Origin of the sequence: Synechococcus sp. CS-1332 (assembly GCF_025127995.1) — a bacterium.
Taxonomy (GTDB): domain Bacteria; phylum Cyanobacteriota; class Cyanobacteriia; order PCC-6307; family Cyanobiaceae; genus Cyanobium.
The window spans coordinates 1-20908 of the sequence record NZ_JAHLYP010000029.1; the positions used below are offsets into that span (position 1 = coordinate 1).

General features: G+C 70.4%; 27 protein-coding genes and 1 tRNA gene. 12 read left to right on the top strand and 16 right to left on the bottom strand.

Annotated features, from left to right (window positions below):
* From KQ305_RS05770 to KQ305_RS05780, 3 genes are all read right to left on the bottom strand, one after another.
* Window positions 1-710, bottom strand: a 710-nt coding sequence (locus KQ305_RS05770; protein WP_259724469.1) for an oxygenase MpaB family protein, incomplete at its 3' end; no start/stop codon positions are given.
* Window positions 711-720: 10 nt separating this feature from the next.
* On the bottom strand, window positions 721-1266 hold the full coding sequence (locus KQ305_RS05775) for a DUF924 family protein (RefSeq protein ID WP_259724470.1): 546 nt from the start codon (window positions 1264-1266) through the stop codon (window positions 721-723).
* Between the two features lie 3 nt (window positions 1267-1269).
* Complete coding sequence (locus KQ305_RS05780; RefSeq protein WP_259724471.1) at window positions 1270-1491, bottom strand: hypothetical protein; 222 nt, start codon at window positions 1489-1491, stop codon at window positions 1270-1272.
* Window positions 1492-1554: 63 nt separating this feature from the next.
* On the opposite strand from KQ305_RS05780, the gene KQ305_RS05785 reads away from it, so the two are divergent.
* The 5 genes from KQ305_RS05785 (at window position 1555) to KQ305_RS05805 (ending at window position 5679) form a co-directional block, all read left to right on the top strand.
* Window positions 1555-2313: a type 1 glutamine amidotransferase gene (locus tag KQ305_RS05785; RefSeq protein ID WP_259724472.1), complete on the top strand. Its 759-nt coding sequence runs from the start codon at window positions 1555-1557 to the stop codon at window positions 2311-2313.
* A 103-nt stretch (window positions 2314-2416) separates the two neighbouring features.
* Window positions 2417-3049: a CbiX/SirB N-terminal domain-containing protein gene (locus KQ305_RS05790; RefSeq protein ID WP_259724473.1), complete on the top strand. Its 633-nt coding sequence runs from the start codon at window positions 2417-2419 to the stop codon at window positions 3047-3049.
* Window positions 3046-3855 carry a uroporphyrinogen-III C-methyltransferase gene (gene cobA / locus KQ305_RS05795; protein ID WP_259724474.1) on the top strand — a complete coding sequence of 270 codons (810 nt, stop codon included), beginning with the start codon at window positions 3046-3048 and terminating at the stop codon, window positions 3853-3855. Before KQ305_RS05790 ends, cobA begins: the two co-directional genes overlap by 4 nt.
* Before the next feature lie 59 nt (window positions 3856-3914).
* Entirely contained in the window at window positions 3915-4430 is a 516-nt protein-coding gene (moaC, locus tag KQ305_RS05800; protein WP_259724475.1) for a cyclic pyranopterin monophosphate synthase MoaC, read from the top strand.
* On the top strand, window positions 4423-5679 hold the full coding sequence (locus tag KQ305_RS05805; protein WP_259724476.1) for a molybdopterin molybdotransferase MoeA: 1257 nt from the start codon (window positions 4423-4425) through the stop codon (window positions 5677-5679). The genes moaC and KQ305_RS05805 overlap by 8 nt, the downstream gene beginning before the upstream one ends.
* 1 nt (window position 5680) lies before the next feature.
* Here KQ305_RS05805 and KQ305_RS05810 read toward each other — a convergent pair whose 3' ends face one another.
* The 4 genes from KQ305_RS05810 to KQ305_RS05825 are packed head-to-tail and all read right to left on the bottom strand — an operon-like array spanning window position 5681 to window position 8014.
* Complete coding sequence (locus KQ305_RS05810; protein ID WP_259724477.1) at window positions 5681-6262, bottom strand: pyridoxamine 5'-phosphate oxidase family protein; 582 nt, start codon at window positions 6260-6262, stop codon at window positions 5681-5683.
* Window positions 6263-6280: 18 nt separating this feature from the next.
* The gene (locus tag KQ305_RS05815) at window positions 6281-6742 is read right to left on the bottom strand and encodes a molybdenum cofactor biosynthesis protein MoaE (protein WP_259724478.1); all 462 of its coding nucleotides are present in this window, start codon (window positions 6740-6742) and stop codon (window positions 6281-6283) included.
* A 3-nt stretch (window positions 6743-6745) separates the two neighbouring features.
* Window positions 6746-7045, bottom strand: a complete 300-nt coding sequence (locus tag KQ305_RS05820) for a MoaD/ThiS family protein (protein WP_259724479.1) — start codon at window positions 7043-7045, stop codon at window positions 6746-6748.
* 33 nt (window positions 7046-7078) lie between these two features.
* Complete coding sequence (locus KQ305_RS05825) at window positions 7079-8014, bottom strand: MOSC domain-containing protein (protein ID WP_259724480.1); 936 nt, start codon at window positions 8012-8014, stop codon at window positions 7079-7081.
* 11 nt (window positions 8015-8025) lie between these two features.
* On the opposite strand from KQ305_RS05825, the gene KQ305_RS05830 reads away from it, so the two are divergent.
* Window positions 8026-8439, top strand: coding sequence for a hypothetical protein (locus tag KQ305_RS05830; protein WP_259724481.1), 414 nt, complete (start codon window positions 8026-8028; stop codon window positions 8437-8439).
* Window positions 8440-8441: 2 nt separating this feature from the next.
* Here the strand turns inward: KQ305_RS05830 and KQ305_RS05835 are convergent, their stop codons facing one another.
* The 3 genes from KQ305_RS05835 to KQ305_RS05845 all read right to left on the bottom strand — a co-directional run bounded on the left by KQ305_RS05835 (window position 8442) and on the right by KQ305_RS05845 (window position 10281).
* The gene (locus KQ305_RS05835) at window positions 8442-8615 is read right to left on the bottom strand and encodes a DUF3292 domain-containing protein (protein ID WP_259724482.1); all 174 of its coding nucleotides are present in this window, start codon (window positions 8613-8615) and stop codon (window positions 8442-8444) included.
* A gap of 4 nt (window positions 8616-8619) precedes the next feature.
* The gene (locus tag KQ305_RS05840; RefSeq protein ID WP_259724483.1) at window positions 8620-9639 is read right to left on the bottom strand and encodes a restriction endonuclease; all 1020 of its coding nucleotides are present in this window, start codon (window positions 9637-9639) and stop codon (window positions 8620-8622) included.
* A 222-nt stretch (window positions 9640-9861) separates the two neighbouring features.
* Complete coding sequence (locus KQ305_RS05845; protein WP_259724484.1) at window positions 9862-10281, bottom strand: NUDIX domain-containing protein; 420 nt, start codon at window positions 10279-10281, stop codon at window positions 9862-9864.
* Between the two features lie 175 nt (window positions 10282-10456).
* Here KQ305_RS05845 and KQ305_RS05850 point away from each other — a divergent pair, with 175 nt between their 5' ends.
* Together KQ305_RS05850 and KQ305_RS05855 are read left to right on the top strand one after the other, a co-directional pair.
* Entirely contained in the window at window positions 10457-11281 is an 825-nt protein-coding gene (locus tag KQ305_RS05850; RefSeq protein ID WP_259724485.1) for a diguanylate cyclase, read from the top strand.
* A gap of 223 nt (window positions 11282-11504) precedes the next feature.
* Entirely contained in the window at window positions 11505-12440 is a 936-nt protein-coding gene (locus tag KQ305_RS05855) for a GGDEF domain-containing protein (protein ID WP_259724486.1), read from the top strand.
* A gap of 205 nt (window positions 12441-12645) precedes the next feature.
* Here KQ305_RS05855 and KQ305_RS05860 read toward each other — a convergent pair whose 3' ends face one another.
* The 3 genes from KQ305_RS05860 to KQ305_RS05870 all read right to left on the bottom strand — a co-directional run bounded on the left by KQ305_RS05860 (window position 12646) and on the right by KQ305_RS05870 (window position 13444).
* Complete coding sequence (locus KQ305_RS05860) at window positions 12646-13074, bottom strand: type II toxin-antitoxin system VapC family toxin (protein WP_259724487.1); 429 nt, start codon at window positions 13072-13074, stop codon at window positions 12646-12648.
* The gene (locus KQ305_RS05865) at window positions 13074-13310 is read right to left on the bottom strand and encodes a type II toxin-antitoxin system Phd/YefM family antitoxin (RefSeq protein ID WP_259724488.1); all 237 of its coding nucleotides are present in this window, start codon (window positions 13308-13310) and stop codon (window positions 13074-13076) included. Before KQ305_RS05865 ends, KQ305_RS05860 begins: the two co-directional genes overlap by 1 nt.
* Before the next feature lie 62 nt (window positions 13311-13372).
* A tRNA-Val gene (locus KQ305_RS05870) sits at window positions 13373-13444 on the bottom strand.
* Between the two features lie 75 nt (window positions 13445-13519).
* On the opposite strand from KQ305_RS05870, the gene KQ305_RS05875 reads away from it, so the two are divergent.
* Window positions 13520-14059: a metal-binding protein gene (locus KQ305_RS05875; protein ID WP_259724554.1), complete on the top strand. Its 540-nt coding sequence runs from the start codon at window positions 13520-13522 to the stop codon at window positions 14057-14059.
* Here KQ305_RS05875 and KQ305_RS05880 read toward each other — a convergent pair.
* Window positions 14019-15107, bottom strand: a complete 1089-nt coding sequence (locus tag KQ305_RS05880) for a methyltransferase domain-containing protein (protein WP_259724489.1) — start codon at window positions 15105-15107, stop codon at window positions 14019-14021. The genes KQ305_RS05875 and KQ305_RS05880 overlap by 41 nt on opposite strands.
* Window positions 15108-15169: 62 nt before the next feature.
* A complete protein-coding gene (locus KQ305_RS05885) occupies window positions 15170-17359 on the bottom strand; it encodes an FAD-dependent oxidoreductase (protein ID WP_259724490.1) in 2190 nt (729 codons plus the stop codon).
* Window positions 17360-17494: 135 nt separating this feature from the next.
* On the opposite strand from KQ305_RS05885, the gene KQ305_RS05890 reads away from it, so the two are divergent.
* Genes KQ305_RS05890 through KQ305_RS05900 form a run of 3 tightly spaced genes read left to right on the top strand, consistent with a single transcriptional unit; the run spans window position 17495 to window position 20401 of the window.
* Complete coding sequence (locus KQ305_RS05890) at window positions 17495-18226, top strand: glycosyltransferase family 2 protein (protein WP_259724491.1); 732 nt, start codon at window positions 17495-17497, stop codon at window positions 18224-18226.
* Complete coding sequence (locus KQ305_RS05895) at window positions 18217-19509, top strand: hypothetical protein (RefSeq protein WP_259724492.1); 1293 nt, start codon at window positions 18217-18219, stop codon at window positions 19507-19509. Before KQ305_RS05890 ends, KQ305_RS05895 begins: the two co-directional genes overlap by 10 nt.
* A 25-nt stretch (window positions 19510-19534) precedes the next feature.
* Complete coding sequence (locus KQ305_RS05900) at window positions 19535-20401, top strand: DUF547 domain-containing protein (RefSeq protein ID WP_259724493.1); 867 nt, start codon at window positions 19535-19537, stop codon at window positions 20399-20401.
* Between the two features lie 31 nt (window positions 20402-20432).
* Here the strand turns inward: KQ305_RS05900 and KQ305_RS05905 are convergent, their stop codons facing one another.
* On the bottom strand, window positions 20433-20900 hold the full coding sequence (locus KQ305_RS05905; protein WP_259724494.1) for an arsenate reductase ArsC: 468 nt from the start codon (window positions 20898-20900) through the stop codon (window positions 20433-20435).
* Between the last annotated feature and the right edge of the window lie 8 nt (window positions 20901-20908).

Here is a 20908-nt window from a genome sequence, read left to right on the forward strand (position 1 = left end):
AGGGCCTGCAGCACCAGGCCCTGCAGCCAGTCGGGCGGGGTGCTCCAGCCCAGGGCGGCGCAGGTCTGGCGATCCAGCAGGCCCAGCAGCCCCTGCCGCAGGGCAGGGCGCAGGGGGGCGGGCCAGTCGGCCAGGAGCATGGCCAGGGTCGCCTCGGCGATGCGCCGGTTGGTGGCCGCCGGGGCGAACGCCTCCCGCTCCACCCGTTCGTTCAGGGTCAGCAGCGCTTCGAGGCTGGCCGGCAGGTCTGCGATCCCCATCCGTTCGCCCACCCCGCACCAGAAGCGGAACAGGTGCTCCTGCTCCAGGGGCTTCAGCGGCCGCCAGCCGTAGCGGGCCAGCCAGCGGATCGGCTCGGCGACGAAGGTGGAGAGGACGTAAAGGAAATCGTCGTTGCTGATCGCGTAGTGGCCGTGGATGCGGTTCATGCGATCAATCACCGCAGCCCCAGCCGGGCTGTCTGGGCCATGGCGCAGCAGTTCGGCCACCATCAGGCCTGTGTCGTCGTAGCGCTTGCGGGGCCGGCGCTCGAATTCTCCGGTGCGGGCCAGCAGCCCGGAGATGGAGGGCACGCAGAAGGTCTTGAGCAGGGCCAGTTCCAGGGCCCGGGTGAAGTCCCAGGAGAACAGTTCTCCCGCCAGCCGATGGGCCGTGGCTTCGGCGGCCTGGAGTGTCGCGGCGGCGCCTGAGGGGTCGGAGGGGGAGTGCATCGGGCGGGGGTCAGAAGCGGGAGCCGGGCTGCAGCAGGAAGACCAGTTCCTCGTCGCTGCTGGCCCGCCCGAGGACCCGGTTGCGATGGGGGAAGCGGCCGAAGCGGGCGATGACCGCATGGTGGCGCCTGGCGAAGTCGGCCGTGCGCGGGTCGGTGAGGCGCTCGAACAGGGGCAGGCCCAGCTCCTGCAGGGCCTGATCCTCGCTGTGCATCAGGGGCATCAGCCAGAACGGCCGCCGTTCCGGGACCGGCTCCGCCGCGACCCAGCCGGCCTCAAGGGCCCGCAGGGTGAGGGCCTGGGCCTGGCCATCGCCGGCAAAGGCGTGGGCCTGGTCGCGCCAGATCTGACGGGGGAACTGGTCGAGCACCAGCAGCAGGGCAAGGGCGTCCGGTTCGGTCTCGCCCCAGGGGGCCAGGCCGCCGGCCATGGCCAGTTCGGTGAGCTCTCCGAAGCGGTCCTGTACGGCCCGGTCGCCCGCGGCACCGGGTCTGAACCAGGCGGAGGGCGGAATCTCCTCGAACCAGAAACGCAGCACCTCCTCCGGGATCGACATGGATCAGCGCAGATAACGGGTAAGAACAAAGGGAAGCGCCATCAGCACAAGAGCCATGGCGACCAGGGCGGAAAGGTTGCTGACTCCGAAGGGGATCACCATCAGCAGCACCCCACAGCCCAGGCTCACCGCATGGGACTGCTTCTTGCCATAGAGCATGTAGCCCAGTCCGACCGATCCGATCAACAGCGCCATGAGTTGGACGATGCTGGGATCGCTGCGCATGGATCCTGGCCTGGAACGGCGGACGACTCCATGCTGGGGCTCCCATTGCTGTCCTGCCCACCCATGACCCACCTGGTGGTGCTGCAACACCTGGAGCGGGAAGGCCCGGCCCGCTTCGCCGAGGAGGCCCGACGCCGGGGCTGGGTGGTGACGGTGTGCCGGCCCGACCGGGGGGAGCCCCTGCCCCGGCTCGGCCCCGACCAGGCCCTGCTGGTGCTCGGCGGACCCATGGGCGTCGCTGACATCGGCTCGCAGGCCTTCCCCTGGCTGAAGGGGGAGGTGGCCCTGCTGCGGGAGTGCCTGGAGTGCGAGCGGCCCGTGATCGGGCTGTGCCTGGGGGCCCAGTTGCTGGCCCATGCCGCCGGGGGCCAGGTGGTGCCGCTGATGGCGGGGGAGCCGCCCGTGCGGGCCTACGAGGTGGGCTGGGGTCCGGTGGCCTGGACCCGGCCGGAGGAGCAGGAACCGGTGCTCGCCGGGCTCGGCGCCGCCATGCCTGTGCTGCACTGGCATGGGGACCGGATCCAGCTGCCGGCCGCGGCCACCCTGCTGGGGTCCACATCTCTCTGCGCCGAGCAGCTGTTCCGGATCGGCCACCACGCCCACGGACTCCAGTTCCACGTGGAGGTGACGGACGCGGCCCTGCAGTCATGGCTCGACGAAGACGGTGACTACGTGCGGATGGCCCTCGGGCCGGACGGGGTCGACCAGGTGCGGGCCGGCCAGGCCCGCTGGGGGGAGGAGGGGGAGCGCCAGGGGCGCCGGCTCATCAACAACCTGCTGGATCGGGTCGCTGCCCTGCTGGGGGGGTATCCCCTGCTGTGAGGGCCAGGCCGGCCAGCTCCCGGGGCTCCGGGCGCCGCAGGCGATGGGCGATCAGAAAGGCAGCGGCTTCGACATACGCGGCAGCCTCCGTAGGGTGAGCGTCATGGCTCGGATCCTCGCAAGCCCCCTTCTGCTGGTGGTGCATGGCCGTGCCGGTGGCGTGATCCCCGCCGAACTGCTGGACCTGGCGCACGAGCTGGAGGTGGAACGCGGGGCGCCCGTGCGGCTGGAGGCCCTCACCGCAGCGGAACCCCCGGCCTTGCCGGCCGGCAGCGCCTTGGCCCCCCTGCTGCTGGTGCCCCTGTTTCTTCTGCCCGGCAGCCATGTGCGCCGGGACGTGCCGCAGATCGCCGCGCGATGCCGTCGTCGCGGGCCGCTGCGGCGCCTGCCCTTCCTGGGCTCCTGGCCCTCCTGGCAGGGCGCCTTGGCCGACGAGCTGGCGTCCCTGAAGGCCCAGGGGGGTGGGCCGTGGCTGCTGCATCACCCCCTGGAGGGGCCCCTGGGGGCGGCATTCCTGGCCCACCTGGAGGCCGTCACCGGTGGCCGTTGCCGCGCCACTCCATACAGTGCCCCCAATGCCGAGGACGCTCCGCTGCCCCTGCCTGGCCCCGCCCTGCCCCTGGCCCTGGCGGCCAACCGGCTCACCGACGCCCTGCCGTCGCCGCTGGGGGTACCCCTGCTGCAGCGGCCCCGGTTCCGGGCCGTGCTGCTGGAGGCGCTGATGGCGTTGCCATGACGGACGGCACCCTGCCCCTCTCCGCCAACGACGGCCCCGGGACGGTGTATCTGGTGGGGGCCGGCCCCGGGGATCCCGACCTGCTCACCCTGCGGGCCCACCGCTTGCTGCAGCAGTGCGACGCCCTCGTCTACGACTCCCTGGTGCCCACGGCCCTGCTGGACCTGGTGCCCCAGGATTGCGAGCGGCACTTCGTGGGCAAGCGCCGCGGCCACCATTCGGTGCCCCAGCCCAGCACCAATGCCGTGTTGCGTGAGCTGGCCGGCCGCCGGCGCCTGATCGTGCGCCTCAAGGGCGGCGATCCGTTCCTGTTCGGCCGCGGCGGGGAGGAGGCGGCGCACCTGGCCGCCCACGGTATTCCGGTGCAGGTGGTGCCCGGGGTCACCGCCGGCATCGCCGCCCCCGCCTACGCCGGCATTCCCGTCACCCACCGGCGGGCGGGTTCGAGCGTCACCTTCGTGACCGGCCACGAAGAGATCGACAAGCGTCGCCCCGGCGTCGACTGGCGCGGCCTGGCCCGCAGCAGCGATGGCCTGGTGATCTACATGGGCCTGCACAACCTGCGCCACATCGTCGCGGAGCTGATCGAGGGGGGCCTGGCCCCCAGCACGCCCGCCGCCGTGATCCAGCAGGGCACCGTGCGGGGCCAGCGGCAGCTGGTGGCCACCCTGGAGGTGCTGGCCGACCGGGTGGAGGCAGAGGCGTTCGCCTCGCCGTCGATCGTGGTGGTGGGCGCCGTGGTGGAGGAGCGGGTGCCGTCCTGTGCGCCGTCGCCCGCCGATGTGGCGATGCCGATCCCCTTCTGAGCCCCGCCCGCCGGCAGGGGCGCCATGCTGGGCCCCAGCCCGATCCCGTCAGCTCCGGCATGAGCCAGCCCGGCCTTTCCCACCTCAACGCCGCCGGCCAGGTGCACATGGTGGAGGTGGGCGACCGGCCCGCCAGCGACCGCCGCGCCGTGGCCGAGGGCCATATCACGATGGCGCCCGAGGTGCTGGCCCTGGTGCTGGAGGGTCGGGCGGCCAAGGGTGACGTGCTGGCGGTGGCCCGGGTGGCGGCGATCCAGGGCGCCAAGCGCACCTGGGAGCTGATCCCCCTGTGCCACCCGATCGCCCTGACGGGCCTGGAGGTGCTGATCGAGCCCAGCGCCGACGGCAGCGGCCTGCGGCTGCAGGCCAGCGCCCGCACCAACGGCGCCACCGGGGTGGAGATGGAGGCGCTGACGGCGGTGCAGGTGGGCCTGCTCACCCTCTACGACATGGTCAAGTCGGCCGATCCGGCCATGACCATCGGCCCGGTGCGGCTGCTGCGCAAGGAAGGGGGCCGCCGCGGCCCCTGGGTGCATCCCGCTGTCCAGGCCCTGGCTGGGGAGTCCGATGGCTGAACCGTTCCCCCGCGAAGGCCTGCCCCTGGAGGAGGCGCGCCGCCGGGTGCTGGCGGCGATCACCCCGCTGGAGGGCTCCGAGCGGCTGCCGCTGGGGCAGTGCCTGGGCCGGGTGAGTGCCGAGCCGGTGCTGGCCCTTGAAGCTGTGCCGGGCTTCCGGGCCTCGATCATGGATGGCTATGCCATCGCCGAAGCCGACGCTCCCAGCCCCGGCCGCCGCTGGCGATTGGTGGGCCGTTCCGCCCCCGGGGCCCCCTACGGAACGGTGCTGGTGGAGGGGGAAGCGATCCGGATCCTCACCGGCGCGCCCCTGCCCGAGGGGGCGCAGCGGGTGCTGCCCCAGGAGCTGGTGAGCCCGGAGTCCGTTCGGGAGGCCGCCGCCGCCGACGGCCTGGTGCTCACCGGGAAGGCGGGGCCCAACCCCTGGATCCGCGCCCCCGAGGAGGAGGCCGCCACAGGCGACGAATTGCTGCCGGGCGGCGTGCGCCTGGGGCCAGCCGCCCTGGGTCGGCTGGCCAGCTGCGGTGTGGCGACGCTGCTGGTGAGCGCCCGCCCACGGGTGGGGTTGCTGATCAGCGGTGACGAGCTGGTGGCCGCCGGCGCGGCGCGGGGGCCGGGTCAGATCTGGGAGAGCAACGGCACCCTGCTGCGGGCCCTGCTGGAGCGGCTGGGCTACGGGGTGAGCGAGCAGCGGGTGGTGGCCGACGATCCGGCCGCCCTGCGCCGAGCGTTGCAGGAGCTGGCCGCCGGCTGCGACGTGGTGGTGAGCACCGGCGGCGTCTCGGCCGGGGACAGCGACTGGATCCGGCCCCTGCTGGCCGAACTGGGGACGGTGGGCTTCTGGAAGCTGTTCCTCAAGCCCGGCCGGCCCTTCGCCTTCGGCCGGCTGGGGACGCGGCCCTTCTTCGGCCTGCCTGGCAATCCAGTGGCCGCGGCGATCACGGCCCTGCAGCTGCTCTGGCCCGCCCTGCAACGGCTGGAGGGGGGCGAGGTGGTGCTGCTGCCGCGGCTGAAGGTGCGCCTGGCATCGGCGCTGAAACGGGGCGCTGGGCGGCCCGAACTGGCCCGGGCCCGGTTGCAGGTGGATGGCGACGGCACCCTGCTGGCCCTGGTGGAGGGCAGCCAGGCCTCCTCCCGCATCGGCTCGCTCCAGGGGGCCGACCTGCTGCTGGAGATCCCTGCCGAGACGGGCGCCCTGGAGGCCGGCGAGGACCTGTGGGCCCAGCTGCTGCGGCTGCCCCTGCTCTGAGTCAGTCGTTGGTGGCGTCCGCCGGCCTGGGGGCGGGGATCGGGGCTGGGAGACCGTCGATGCTGCGGCGGTTCTTGCGCTGCCAGTAGCGCTCCAGGCCCTCGCTCCCCTTGCGGCGGGCCCAGCTGTCGAGCGCGGTGCGATCCCCCCCGTAGGCGTACGTGGGCACCGCCATGCCGCAGGAGGTCTGGACCTTGTCGATGGTCAGATCGAAGATCTGGCGGGCGCCGGCCAGGGGCTCGAACAGGCCGTAAAGCTCGTCCCAGCCCTCCTCGCCGCACTCTTCGCCGTACTGGATGGTGCGGGCGGTGCCGTAGAGCCGCAGGATCTGGGGTGGGCCCTCAAAGGCGCAGAACATCAGGGTCATGCGCGGGCACAGCTGCACGTGGGCGGCGGTTTCGTTGCCACTGCCGGTGAGGTTGAGCCAGATCACGCGGCGCTCGTCGAGCACCCGCAGGGCATCCCGTCCCTTGGGGGACACGTTCACCGTGCTGTCCGCCGTGGCGGTGCCGACGAAGAACAGCTTCTGGGCGGCGATGAAGGCGATGTGGTCGGCGCTGAGGGCGCCGCAGGACTGGCCCATGGGAGGGGGGTGATGGATTCAGAGGGGGGTGTTGCCGGTCACCCAGGTGCCGCTGCCGCCGCTCCACTCCTGTTTCCAGAAGGGAGCGTGGTGCTTGAGATCCTCCAGCAGCTCCTGGACGCAGCGCTGTGCCGGGCCGCGGCGGTCCGCCTGGACGGCCACCAGCACGATCGCCTCCCCCGGCCCGATCCGCCCCACCCGGTGCGCCACCAGCACCGCCCCAACGCCGTGGCGCGCTGCGCAGGCCTCGGCGATGGCCCGCAGCTGGGCCTCGCTCATGCCTGGGTAGTGCTCAAGTTCAAGGGCCTCCAGAGGCTCTCCTGAGGCGGTGGTGGGGCGCACGCGGCCAATGAAGTGGCTCTCGGCGGCCGGGGCGGCTGGGCCCAGGTTCCCCTGCCAGGCGGCCAGCAGCTCCAGCGGCTGGAAGGGTGCCTCCAGCAGCTGCACCACGATCGGCTGTCCTGGGTTGGGGGTCGGCATGGGTCAGCCTCCGCTGATCGGGGGCAGGAAGGCCACCTCGTCGCCGGGGCGCAGGGGGGTGTCGGGGGCGGCGAAAGCCTGGTTGATGGCCACGCGGATGCTGGGCGGCAGCTCCCCGACGCCTGCCGCAGGGCTGTCGTCGAGGGCTAACTGGCGCCAGAGATCGGCGGCGTTGGTGAGGCTGGCCCCGAGGGGGATCAGGCGCTCACCCCAGCCGGCCCGCTCCCGCAGGGCAGCGAACAGGCGAACGCGCACCACGGCGGCGAGGTCTGGAGTGGGGGCGACCAAGGGACGGCGGCGCAACGATCACTGGGGTGACTCTGGGCCACGGGGGCCTCAGGCCTGGTCTGGCCGGAGCAACCGCACCGGATCGCCCACGGCCACCGGGCCGGGGGTCACCACGCTGAGCCGGAGGCCCGCCACCACGCCGTTGTGGCGGGCGGTGGCCCGCAGGATCTCCAGGTCTTCGCCGAGGGGGCCCTGGGCCAGGGTGGTGACCACGCAGCGGGGGCAGCCGCCGTCGACCCGGAGCACCAACTGCTCGCCGATCTGCAGACAGGCGCCGTCCCAGGCTCCCTCCACGAAGCCTTCGGCCCCCTCCGGCGTGCGGATCAGCAGGTTGGGGCGGAACCGTTCCACGGCGAAATCGAGCTGGGGCTCGAGCTGCCGCAGCCGCTCCAGGGTGGCGGTGGTGATGGCGTGGATGGGGCAGGCATCGAAGAAGGTGCCCGCAGGCAATTCCAGGGCGTTGGTTTCGTCCTGGAAGGCGCGGCCCTCCACCGGCGGCCAGTACTGGTCAAGGCTGGCGCCGTCGGGAGGGGTGTCCAGCAGGCTCACCCGGCGCCCGAACAACTCGCTGAAGAAGGCGCCGACATCGTTGTCACTGCTGCAGAGCTCGGCGGCCCCACCCCCCTGGCGCGGGCCGATCAGCACCGGTGGCAGGGGCGCGGACGGCGCCGGCTCCTCCCGGAAGCGGGCGCGGTAGCCGAGCAGGTCCTGCCAGAGGCGTGGGTTCTTGGCGCTGGCCACCCGGCCGCTGGCGTGGTCCCACAGGGCGTAGGCCCGATCGCCCCGGATGCCGCGGGGCTCCACATCCAGCCTCTGGGGTGAGTCCCCGAGCATCGATTTCACCGGGTAACGCCAGAGCGTCTGCACCGTCCCCACCAGCTCCCGCACACCCTTGACCCGTTGTTGCCGGCCTACTCTGCGGGCCTGGGCGGGACAGCTCCGGTAACAGGACCTACCGTCCGCCCAGGGTTCGCCTGGATCCAACGGCCGGGACCATGAAGGAATTCATCCACCTGAGGTCGGCCCAATTCCCCCAGCTGCCCGGCGAGGCCGAGGAGATGGTGAATGAGGGCCTGGTGGGCAAAGCCCTGGCCCTCTACCTCCAGGAGAAGCTCCAGCGCCTGGGCCGGGAGGTGCCCTTCGTCTGCTGCGAAGACTGGGGCTGGTGGGTGGAGCTGGCCGGACCCCCCTTCCGCTTCGGGGTCTGCATCTACAGCCTTCCCAGCGACGGGGAGGTGGCCGAGTTCTGCTGCACCGACGGGGCCGGCGCCGAGCGGATCTGGAACTGGCGGACGTTCGGCTGGATCGATACGGCCCCCTGGGCGGAGGCCCTGCACGGGGAGCTGCTGGCCATCGTCCGGGACGATCCGGAGCTGGAGCTGCTGGGCAGCGGCCCCACGTTTCCCTGAGCTCAGGGGCTCCCGAAGAAGCCCCGGGAATTCAGCCAGAGGCTCAGCACCACCAGCGGCAACAGGAACCCCGCCAGGATCTGCAGGCGAGGGCGCAGGCCGCCTGACTCCTCGGCAGCGTTGGCCGGCATGGTCTTGGGGGGGCCTGGCGTCTTGCGGCGCGATCGCGACGGCATGGCCTCAGTTCCTCACCAGCGCCTGCTCGAGCGACAGACGATCCCGGAGCTCACCGGGAAGGTGGGTCCAGTGGCGGGCGATCAGGTCGGCCAACTGCTGGCCATTGACCAGGCTGATCCTGGCGAAGCCTTCCTCCCGGGCCGCCGCCATCGCCGCCGGCTGGAAATCAGCGGTGGTGATGTAGACGCCGTGGCCGCCGAAGGGAATGAACTGCCGCAGTTCCCGCACCGCGTCGGCGCCGATCCGCGCTCCGAGGTTGCCGCGGTGAAAACGGGCATGGATGCGGATGCGGGCCGGCAGCGACAGGCTGATGTCACCGCAGGCATCAAAGAAGTCGCGCATGGCCCCGTGGTGCTCGGCCCGCTCCCAGTCTTCGAAGCCCAGGGCATCCAGCAGATGAACCACAAGCCGCTCAAACTCGGGCGGCGTCAGTTGCATCATCTGTTCGAGCACGATGCGGTGACCCTCCTGTCTGGTGGCCGGCTGGGCAGAGGCCATCACCTCGGGGCGGCCGATGGCCCGGATGAATTCGGCCTTGTGCTCCACCATGAACACCGTCAGCAGTGACCGCATCCGGGTGTGGGCCGGTACGTCCAGGAGGGTGCGGATGGAATCCCGGAAAGGAGCGGTGAAGTCGTTCAGCTTGATCGGTTCGGTCGCCCAGGTGACGGGGCGCCTGTGCCTCAGGGGGCAACCGTCGTCTCCGCTGGGGTCGTAGTAGGGCGTGCCTTCATCCACGACGCCATAGCTGAGCAGGTCGGCATCCGGCGAAGGGATGATCACATGGTCGTTGGGCTGGATCTCAAGCAGAAAGCGATGAATCTCATTGACGTAATTGGAGAGCAGGATCGCGCTCTGAAGATCGGGGAAATAGTGCCGGACCACCGAATAAAGCTGTTCTCGTGTCTTGACAAGGCCGAGATCTTCACTGATTTCACGCCAGCCGATGCCTACGAAGCCGCCACTGAGGAAATTCTCCGCATAGATCCCGCCGCCCGCCCGCACGCACCAGACGTTGGTCATCGCTTCACCCCGGGGGGGCCCTTCAAAGCGCGGCTCATGTCAGACAATCGGGTCGGGACGGCAGGCCTGCGGGCGCAATGGTGGGGGTGGCTGCAGATACAGCCTCTGACCGGAAGCCTGCGGCAATTGTCGCGAATCTTGCCGGGAAGCGCATCCTCATCAACCATGAGACGCAGGGAAATGGTCTGATACCTCGGATCTTAAGGCATCACTCACTCTTTCTTAGTTCTTTGGCCCGAGGCGCTGCACGGCCCGCTCCAGGGAAGGGGCCAGGCTGCGCCACTCCCGCCGTCTGGGACTCCAGACCTGGCCGCTCCGCAGCTCATCGAGGCTGGCCAGCACCATGTCCTGTCCCTCGTTCAGCTGCAGCGCCGCCAGGGGCACTGAGAGTGGGCCACGGAAGTAGAAGGCGCTGAGCTGGGCATCGTGGTGCTCGAACCAGAGCGGCAGTGGTGGCGCCCCCCAGTCGATCTCCTCCTGCAGCTCCCGCAGGATCGCCTGGTCCGGCCGCTCCCCCGGATCGAGGTGGCCGCCGAACAGGCCCCAGCAGCCCGGATGGACGATGCCCTCGATGTCGTCCCGCAGCTGCAGCAGCCAGCGGCCCTCCCGCTCCAGCATGGCCAGGGCCACCGCGAAGCTCATGGGTGGAGGGGCGCCATGGGGGCGAGTGGGGCGGTCGTTGGGGAGATTCTGGCCAGGCATGGGGGTCCATGCAGGCTGGGAGATCGCCGCCCATGGCGCCTCGTCCATCCGCCCCTAACTTCATGGGCAACACCCCTGGAGCGTCGGCGCCCCCGGTGACTGAGATCCTGACCCTGTGACCGCCGCCGATCAGGCCTTCCTGGTGCTGCGCGGCGCGACGGCGCTGCTCTGTGCTCTTGCCGCGCGGGGCGCGCTGCAACGTGCCGGCCTGAGCGGACAGCCACGGCAGCGGCGCTGGCGGGCGCGGCTGGCAGCGGGGGTGATGCTGGCTCTCGGGGTGTTTGCCCTCGAGGACGGGGTGGGCGAGGCCCTGGGTCGGCCGGGGGAGCCGCTGCGCTGGCGCAGCTGGGTGTGGGTGCTGCTTGATCTCTCCATCCCCGCCCAGGTGCTTGCCGCGCTGGCCACCCTGCGCCAGCGCGACAAGCTGGAGGCCGAGCTGGTCGCCGCGGCGCGGCACGATCCGCTGACTGGCCTGCCCAACCGCACGGGCTTCACCGAGGCCGCCACCGCGGCGCTTGCCGCTGTCACCCGCGACGGCCGGCCGGTGGCTGGGGCCATGCTCGACATCGACCATTTCAAGGCCATCAACGACGGCTGGGGCCACGCGGCAGGCGATGCGGTGCTGCGTGAGGTGGCCACGGCCATGCGCGGCGTGCTGCGCCCGGGCGACGTGCTGGCGCGCGTCGGTGGTGAGGAGTTCGCGCTGCTGCTGCTCGGCGTGGACGCGGAGGGCGCCAGGCCCCTGATCGAGCGGCTGCGGGCGGCGGCGGCGATGGTGCCCCACCCCGGAGCGCCCGAGTGGCGCGTCACCCTCTCGGGCGGTCTTGCGCCGGTGCAAGGGCTGGGCCTGGCCGCGCTGGAGAGCGGCCTGCGAAGCGCCGACGCTGCCCTCTACGCCGCCAAGGCCGCTGGGCGGAACCGGGTGATGGTGGCGGACTGACGGGCGCCAGGCGCGGCTGATCGATGGTGTGGTGGTGGATCCAATCAGATCGGGGCCTTGGGCGATCGGCATCGGCACCATGGCGCCGTCAAGATGACCCTCTCCATCCATCAGGACCTGCACTGAGGCGTCGGCGCTGCGGCGCTGCACCAGCCACGCGGTACGGCACATCCCATGCGCTCTTCCCCTGTAGACGTTTAAGAAAGCGGTTGAAGCTAAGAGGATGACTTCCGAAAAGCCCCTCAGGCAGCCATCGACCAAGGAATCTTTGCTTGGCAACCTGCTGAATAAGAATCAGAAGTTCAACGGAGATGTCGCAGAAGCTGGTGCTGAGTTCACAGCGGTCAGCGAAGTTCTCAGGCAAGACGAAGTTCCTATTGAGGACATTCGGAATGCTCACTCTCAGAATGAAGCCACGGAGCATAACGTTGCGACTGCCGCTGTCGAGATCACGCTGGTCAATGAAGGCCTTTCTGATGAAGTCCTACAGCGGACAACTCTTGAATCTGACCTTGCTGAGACGAAGGCCGAACGGGATGACCTGCGCGACGATTTAGCGGACGCTCGTCTTGAGACAGAAGAAGCCAGGCAGATTGCCCTCAAGGACGCCCTCACTGGCTTGCCCAATCGATTGGCCTTTGACCAGCGTCTTGAGTACGGCCTGTCCCAGGCCGCGCGGCATCAGTGGGGGCTTGCCGTCTTCTTCATTGATGTTGATCAATTCAAGAGCATCAATGACGCCTATGGCCATGACTGGGGTGACCAGGTATTGCAGATGGTGGCAACGCGTCTAACGTCCTTCTTGCGTGAGACCGACATGGTCAGTCGCTGGGGTGGAGATGAATTCGTGTGCCTGTTGCCGGAAGTGAAAAATCATGTCGATATCCTGCATCTCGCGGAGCATATGGTGGCTCGTATTGCCGAACCCTGCGTCCTTGATGGGGAAGTTCTCAGGGTGCGTGTCAGTATTGGCATTGCCATCTTTCCTGCCCATGGATCTACCGCCGAGACCCTTCTCAGGCATGCCGATGTAGCAATGTACGAAGCGAAAGCAGCAGAGAAGCGGGTTGTCCTCTTCCAATGTCCTGATGCGGAAGGAGCGCCCCAGCAAGGCGTGCTCCCTCCGTCGCGATCTGTCGTTCGGCTCCCACCGGCCTGAAGGACGGTCGCGGCCGGATCCCTCGCAGACCGGATGTGCAGAGCTTCAGGGCCGCCACGGTGCTGGACACCTCCTCGACAACATCAAAGGGAACCCCGGGAGCCTCCTCCAGCTCGAACATCAGCAGATCCGACAGAGACGCTTGGGTCCCCTCGATTAACAAGCCTGCCGATCCCCCTGGTCCTGGCCATCCGCCAGACGCGCGTCAGTCAACCCCGATCAACTGGGCGTCGAGCCCCAGTTGCTGGGCTGCCATCACAAACGGCGCATCCAGGCTGCAGAGGGTGGCGCCCCGTCCGGCGGCTATCGCCAGGTGCAGCGCATCGGCCGCCCGCAGGGCCGTGGTCCAGCCGCGCAGACAGGCCTGGGCATTGCGGAAGTCCTGGGGTTCCACCTCCAGCATCAGAAAACCTGGGGCCAGACTGCGTTCAAAGCCCTGCAGCACCGCCTCGGCCTGCGACGGGTTCAGGGCCTTGCTGCGCACCTTGAGCCCGAGAGCGGAATGGAGCTCGGTGGCACTCCAGGGGCTGATCGCCAGTGGCGCTGTGGCCTGCTCGAGAAAGGCCGCGGCGGTGTCGGAGTGGGCTTCCGGTGTGAGAGCCGCCAGCAGCACGCAGGTGTCGACATAAAGCATCAGGAGTCGTCTTCATCCCGCAGCGCGCGCAGGGTCTCCACGCCGCTGGTGGCTTGATGGGGCAGGGAATCCCGCAGAGCCTGGAGCTGGGGCAGGAGATCGCGCACGGCAGGCCTGGGCACCAGCTGTGCGATGGCCTTGCCGCGTCGGGTGATCACCACCGGCTGGCCGCTCTCCACCGTGTCGAGGAGGCTCGAGAGCTGGGCTTTGGCCTCCGCCACCGTGACGTGTCTCATGCTGTTGGTCATCTCGATGACCAACCCTAGGCCCGATGGTGGGGCATGGCCTCCTCTCCCGATGCCCGATGCCGGTTTCGAACCAGCGACATCCTGCTTGTAAGGCAGGCGCTCTACCGCTGAGCTAATCGGGCGGTGTGGCCATTCTGGCGGAAGGGGCGCCGGTGACCTGCGGCCGGTACCTTGCCGGCAGCGTCCGGACCCCGGCCATGGCCAGCGGCCGCCACCACGATCGCGCCACCCGACGGCTGGCCCTGCCCTTCGGGCTGCTCTGGTGGCCGGCCCTGGGGCCGGCGGGGGTGGCTGTCGCCACCGGCGCCTTCCTGCTCGGCGGCCTCTGGCTCTCCCCCGACCTCGACACCCGCTCCAACGCCACCCGCCGCTGGGGCCCCCTGCGGCTGCTGTGGTGGCCCTACCGGCGGCTGCTCAGCCACCGCTCCCTGCTCTCCCACAGCCCCCTGCTCGGCACCAGCCTGCGGCTGCTCTGGCTGGCGTTGCTGGTGCTCGTCGCCTGCGCCGCCCTTGGGCCCCTGGGCACCCCGGCGCCGGCGGAGCTGCTGCGGCGGGGCCAGGCGCTCTGGGGCAGCCAGCGGCCCCTGCTGCTGGCGGCCTTCGTGGGCCTGGAGGCCAGCAGCTGGCTGCATCTGCTCCAGGACGGCGATCCGATTCCGCGGCTGCCACGCCCCCTACGGGCCCTGGGGCGTCGGCTCAGCAGCAGGAGCCGCCGCTGGCGGGGACAGCGGCGCTAGGTGCGGGGGCAGCGGCGATAGGCGTGGCGTCGAAGGGAATGGTGTTGCCGCAGCCCTCGAACAGGCCGTAGTGGCGGCTGAAATCACCAATGAAGCTGAAGTGGGGCGCCAGGCGGCTTTCGGCCAGCATGCGGAAGGTGTTGCCGCACACCGGAAACACCCGGCCCGCTTCGATGTGGTGGTGCTTGTCGAAAGGCAGGGCGTAGGGGTGGCCGGCGATGCTGCCGCGGTAGATCACCGCCTGGCCGTGGTCCTCGCAGGCGTCCTCCAGCGCCTCGATGTGAAACAGCCGGTAGGTGGCGGAGAAGAAGCGGATCGCCCCGGTGCGCCCGGCCAGCTCCGGGTCGGTGATCTCCAGGGGGCGGTCGTCCACCAGGCGGGCATCGGCGAAGCCGGCACGGCGCGCCAGCCGCAGGAAGTCGTTCCAGTAGAGGGCGCCGCTGAGGCATTCTCCGTGCAGCACCGGGTCGTGGCGCAGGGCTTCGGGCACGCGCCGGTCGGCGTAGACGTCGGCGAAGAAGAACTCGCCGCCGGGTTTGAGCAACCGCCGCACCCCGTTCAGCACCGCCAGCTTGTCGGCCGAGAGGTTGACCACGCAGTTGGAGATCACCAGATCGAAGCTGCCGGGCTCCAGCGGCAGCGCCTCCAGCTGCTCGATGCGGCCCTCCAGGAAACGCACATTGGCGTACCCGAACGCTTCGGCGTGGTGGTCCGTGTGGCGCCTGGCCACCGCCAGCTGCTCCGGTGTCATGTCGACGCCCACCACCTCGCCGCCGGCCCCCACCAGCTGGGCGAGCAGGCACACATCCCGGCCGCTGCCGCAGCCCAGATCAAGCACCCGCAGACCCTCCAGCAGCGGCGGCACCACCAGGCCGCAGCCGTAGTAGCGGCTGAGCACCTCCGGGTGGAGGCGGGCCAGCAGGCGGCGCAGGGGCGCGGGCACGCTGCTGGCATCGCAGCAGGCACTGGTGCGCAGGTCGGCGCTGCTGCTCAGGGTGGAGCCGTAGTACTCCTGAACGTTGCGGTGGAGGTCGGTGGCGCTGGTCATGGGGAGGGGTCTAAGGGCGGGGGCGGTGTGCGGGTTGCGTGCGGTGGGCTGTGGGGTAGGGCTCAGCCTTGGCGCCGCCAGGCGTGGTAACGGCGCAGCCAGGGCAACAGGTGCTCGGGCACCCGCTGCTTCTTCCAGACACCGGCGGCGTACTTGTTGGCCTCGGTCAGGGTGGGATAGGCGTGGATCGTCCCGAAGATCTTGCCCAGTCCCAGGCCCCATTTCATGGCCAGCACGATCTCGGCCAGCAAGTCGCCGGCGTGCTCGCCCACGATCGTGGCGCCGAGGATCCGGTCGCTGCCGGGTGATGTGAGCACTTTCACGAACCCCTGCTCGGCGCTCTCGACGATGGCGCGATCGAGTTCGTGCAGGGGGAAGCGCGTCACCTCCACCGCCACCCCCTGTGCCGCCGCGTCGGCTTCGGTCAGCCCCACCGTGGCCACCTCCGGGTCGGTGAAGGTGGTGCGCGGGATCACCCGGTAGTCCACCTTGAAGGAGCGCAGCTGGCCGAACAGGGCGTTCACCGCGGCGTACCAGGCCTGGTGGGCGGCGGTGTGGGTGAACTGGAACGGCCCGGCCACATCGCCGGCGGCATAGATGTTCGGGTAGATCGTCTGCAGGAAGGCGTTGGTGGTGATCGTGGCGCTGGTGGGAATCCCCAGCTCCTCGAGGCCGTAGCCCTGCAGCCGGGCGCGCCGGCCCAGGGCGCAGAGCACGGCGTCGCAGGCGATCCGCGCCTGCCGCTCCCCCTGCCGCACCAGCACCGTCACCGCCCCGCCGGGGACGGAATCCCGCTCGAAGCCGAGCACCTCGGTGTTCAGGTGCAGGGTCACGCCGTCCTCCTCCAGGGCCCGCCGCACCTCCGCCGCCACATCGGCGTCCTCCTTGCGCAGCAAGCGGTCGCTGCGCTGGATCTGGGTGATCGGCAGGCCCAGCTGGGCCAGGGCCTGGGCCAGTTCGCAGGCGATCGGCCCGCCCCCCAGCACCGCCAGCCGTGGCCGCTCCAGCGGGCAGCGGGCCAGCCAGCCCCACACGGTTTCACTGGTCAGCAGGGGCACCGCCTCGCTCCCCGGCCAGTCGGGCCGCACCGGCTCGGCACCGGTGGCCAGGACGATCGCCCGGGCCGTCAGCCGCTGCTCGGCGCCACCGTGATCCCGGATCGCCACGGTCCAGGGATCAAGCAGACGGGCCTGGCCGTGCAGCACCTCCACCCCCAGGCCCTCGTAGCGCTCGACGCTGTCGTGGGGGGCCACGGCCGCCACCTTGGCGGCCACCCGCTCCAGCACCTGACGCACGCTCAGCCGCGGTTCCATCGGCTCGAGTCCATAGCGGTCGGCCCGTCGCAGGCGTGCCGCCAGCCGGGCTGAGCTGATCAGCGCCTTGCTGGGCACGCAGCCGGTGTTGAGACAGTCGCCGCCCATGGCGCCGCGTTCCACCAGCGTCACCCGCGCCTTCACCGTGGCGGCGATGTAGGAGGTCACCAGCCCCGCCGCGCCGGCGCCGATCACGATCAGGTTGCGATCGAAGCGGCGTGGCCGCTGCCAGGGGCTGTAGAGCCGCCAGGTCTGCCAGCGGCCGATGGCCGCCTTGGCCAGCCAGGGGAACAGGGCCAGCAGCAGCAGGGACCCCAGCAGCGGCGGGCTGAGGATGCCGCCGATCCCGCGCAGCTGGGCCAGCTGGGTGCCGGCGTTCACGTACACGAAGGTGCCCGGCAGCATGCCGATCTGGCTGGTGAGGTAGAAGCTGGCCGCCCGGATCGGCGTCAGCGCCATTAGCAGGTTCACCAGGAAGAAGGGGAACACCGGCGCCAGCCGCAGGCTGAGCAGGTAGAGCACCCCATCGCGGGCCACCCCCGCCTCGATCGGCGCCAGCTGGCGGGCGAAGCGGCGCCGCACCGGATCCCGCAGCAGGGTGCGGGCCACCAGGAAGGCCAGCAGGGCGCCGATGCTGGAGGCGAACGACACCAGCAGGGTGCCGAGCCCGACGCCGAAGATGGCCCCGCCGGCCAGGGTGAGCACCGCGGCCCCCGGCAGCGAGAGGGCCGCCACCAGCACGTAGATCAGCAGGTAGGCGCCCCCCACCAGCAGGGGCGCCTGCGCCCGCCGCTCCAGCAGGACGCCATGGGCCCGCTGCAGCCCCTCCAGGGTGAGCTGGCGGTGCAGGCCCAGTCCGAAGAACAGGACCACCACCAGGGCGATGGCGGCGATCAGCAGCAGCTGGCGCCAGCGGGAAGGCGAGGGAGGTGGGGACATGGGGGGGCCGTTCCCCCGTCGTACCGGCGAGCCGGAATTGCGGATTGCCCCGCCCCGGCCGGGAGGCCATCCAGCCGACCGGTTGGCCGGTACTTTCATCACCAAGGGACATCCATGCGCAACCCGGGATCGGCCATGGCCCTGGATTCACCCCTACCCCCGTACGTCTGCAGACGGCTGGAGGCCATTCAGGTGGTGATCCCGGTGCGCGATGAGGAGAGCACCCTGGCCCATGTGATCGGCCAGCTGCAGGCCCAGGGGCTGCGTCGCATCCGGGTTGTCGACAACGGCAGCAGTGATCGCAGTGCGGCCATTGCCCGGCAGCTGGGAGCGGAGGTGCTCAGCGAACCCCGTCCCGGCTACGGCCGGGCCTGCTGGGCCGGCTGCCTGCACCTCGACCCCGCCGTGCGGTGGCTGATGTTCTGCGATGGCGACGGCGGCGATCCGATCGAGGAGCTGCCCCGCTTCCTGGAGCTTCTGGACGACCACGACCTGCTGCTCGGCGACCGGACCGCCACCGCCGTGGGGCGCGCTTCACTCACGCCCCTGCAGCGTGGCGGCAACCGGCTGGCCACGACGCTGATCGCCCTGGGCTGGGGCTTCCGCTACCGCGACATGGGGCCGCTGCGGCTGGTGCGGCGCGAGGCCTTCGATGCCATGGCCATGGCCGACCGCGGCTACGGCTGGACCCTGGAGATGCAGGTGCGGGCCGTCGAACTGGGCCTGCGCATCCGCGAGGTTCCCATCGCCCACCGCCCGCGCCTGGCTGGCGATTCGAAGATTTCCGGGCGCTGGGGAGCCAGCCTCCGGGCCGGGAGTGTGATCCTCACCACCCTGGGCCGGCTGTGGCTGCGGCGATGGAGCTGACGTCCCCGCTGCAGCGCCTGCAACTGCTGCTCAGTGCCCTGCTGCTGATCGCCGGGGCGCTGCTGCTGTGGCCCCATGGCGACCTATTCGACGCCGCCCAGCTGCTGCCGTTCTGGCTGGCGGCCGCCGTAATGGGGCTGGGTTTCGCCCTGTCCTGGTCGCTGCCCACCATCCCCCGTGCCCTGTTCTGGGCCGTGGCGGTGCTGACGCGGCTGGCTCTGCTGGCCATGGAGCCCGGCGATGACATCTGGCGGTACCTCTGGGAGGGAGGGATCCAGCTGCACGGGTTCAATCCCTACCGGCTGCCACCGGATGCTGCGGTGCTGGAGGGGTTGCGCACGCCCTGGTGGTCGCTGATCAACCACCCCGACACCACCGCCATCTACCCGCCCCTGACGCAGCTCCTGTTCCAGCTGCATGCCGCCGTGGCCCAGCAGGTGCTGCTGTTCAAGCTCTCGTTCACGGCCGCCGACCTGGCGATCTGCGCGCTGTTGGCGGCCCGGTTCGGCGCGGCACCCGCGGCGCTCTACGCCTGGAATCCGCTGGTGATCTACGGCATCAGCGGCGGCGGGCATTACGACAGCTGGTTCCTGTTGCCGCTGGTGGCCGCCTGGCTGCTGGCCGAGCGGGATCCCCCGCCCCAGGGTCAACGCCCCCAGGCCTGGGTCGACCTGTTGCTGGGGCTGAGCGTGGCCCTGAAATGGATCACCTTGCCGCTGCTGCTGCAGCGGGCCTGGAGCCGCTGGCGCCAGTTCCGGCGCCCCGCACCGGTGCTCAGCACGTTGCTGCTGGGGTTGGCACCGCTGCTGCTGGGGGCCTCCCTGTTCTGCGGCCTGCGCAGTTGCCCGCTGCTGCCCACCGGCTCCACCTTCATCCGCCACGGCCGCAGCGCCGAGTGGCTGCCGCATTGGATCGCCCAGCTCTGGCCCTGGACCCTGCAGACCAATGCCGTGCACGGGCTGCTGCTGCTCCTGGCGCTGGTGCTGCTGCTCGCCACCAGTGCCAGGCTGGGGGTCTTCGCCTGGCGCTACCTGGTGCTGGTGCTGCTGCTTTCCCCGGTGGTGCACGCCTGGTACTTCATCTGGCTGATGCCCTTCGCCGTGCCCAGTCAGAACTGGGGGGCACGGCTGGTGAGCCTCTCCGCGTTTGTGTATTTCGTGCTGCCCTCGCGGTTGCCGGACTGGCAACTCACCACCCCCGAGCGGCTGCTGCTGTGGCTGCCCCTGCTGCTGGGGCTGCTGCTCAGCGCTCGGGGCCGAACCGAATCGCCCCTTCGCGGGTAAAGCTCTGGTGCACCCCCGCCCTGCCATGGTTCCCGTCCGTTCCCGCACCCCGTTACTCCTGGTCTGCGGCCTGGTGCTGATCGCCGCCACGGGCTGCGGCGGCGGGTCGGCCGCGCTGATGGGTCGCGAAGGCAGCCGCCCTTCGCTGGCGGCCGTGGCCCCCCAGGCTTCCCTCGATCCAGCCCCTTTCAACGCGGTGCTGCAGAACGTGGTGGATGGGCGGGGCCTGGTGGATTACGCCGCCCTGCAACGGGATCCGGCCCAGCTTGATCGCTACATCAAGGCGCTGGGCGCTCTGGCCCCTGAGCGCTTTGCCTCCTGGTCGGAAGTCGAGCAGATCGCCCTGTTGATCAATGCCTACAACGCCTTCACCCTGCGCTCGATCATCGACCACGACCCGATCCGGCCCAGCATCAAGGCGATCCCCGGCGTATGGAAATTCCGGCGCCACCAGCTGATGGGCCGCAGCCTCACCCTCGACGCGATCGAGCACGAGATCCTGCGCAAGGACTACAACGAACCCCGCATCCACGCGGCCCTGGTGTGTGCCGCCATCAGCTGCCCGCCGCTGCGGCGCGAGGCCTTCACGGGCCCGGCCCTCGACCGGCAGCTGGAGGATCAGACGACCCGCTGGCTGGCCAGCCCCGTGGGCCTGACGATCGACCGGGCCGCAGGAACGGTGCGGATTTCCTCGATCTTTCAGTGGTTTGCTGAGGACTGGCAGCGCGCCGATCCCACCGCCGCCGCCGTGCCGGGCCACCAAAAGCAGAGTGCCGTGCTGCGCTTCATCGCCCGCCACCGCCCCGCCGAAGAGCGTGCGCTGATCCTGGGCGGCGACTACCGCTTCTCCTATCTCCCCTACAACTGGGACCTGAATCGCCAGAGCCCCTGAGGCGTCGCCATGGTCACGGTCCTGCGGTTGGTCAGGCCATCGGCTCGTTCAGCAGGCCACTGATGCGCTCGGCCAGCTCATCGAAGCAGGCGGAGAAGGCACTCCGGGCCTCCTGGGTTTCCAGGTGAGCGGCTGGATCGGGCAGGCCCCAATGCAACCTGGCGGGGTCGCCCGGGAGCGTGCCGCAGGTCGAGGCGGCGTGGTCACACACCGTGACGACCAGATCGAACGGTGCCGCCGCCGCTTCCAGGACCGCCGTCAGGCTCTTGCTGCCGTACTGGGCCGGGTCCACGGGAAGGCGGCTGATCTGCTCCAGGGCCAGCGGATGAACCCGCCCCGTCGGGGCACTGCCCGCGCTGACGACATCAATCGCCCCCTGGCCCAGGGTCTGGAAGAGCGCTTCAGCCATGATGCTGCGCGCGGAGTTGCCTGTGCAGACCACCAGCACCCGCCGTCTGGCGGCCCCGGTGGCGTTGTTGGTCGTTGTCTGGTTGTTCATGATCAGAA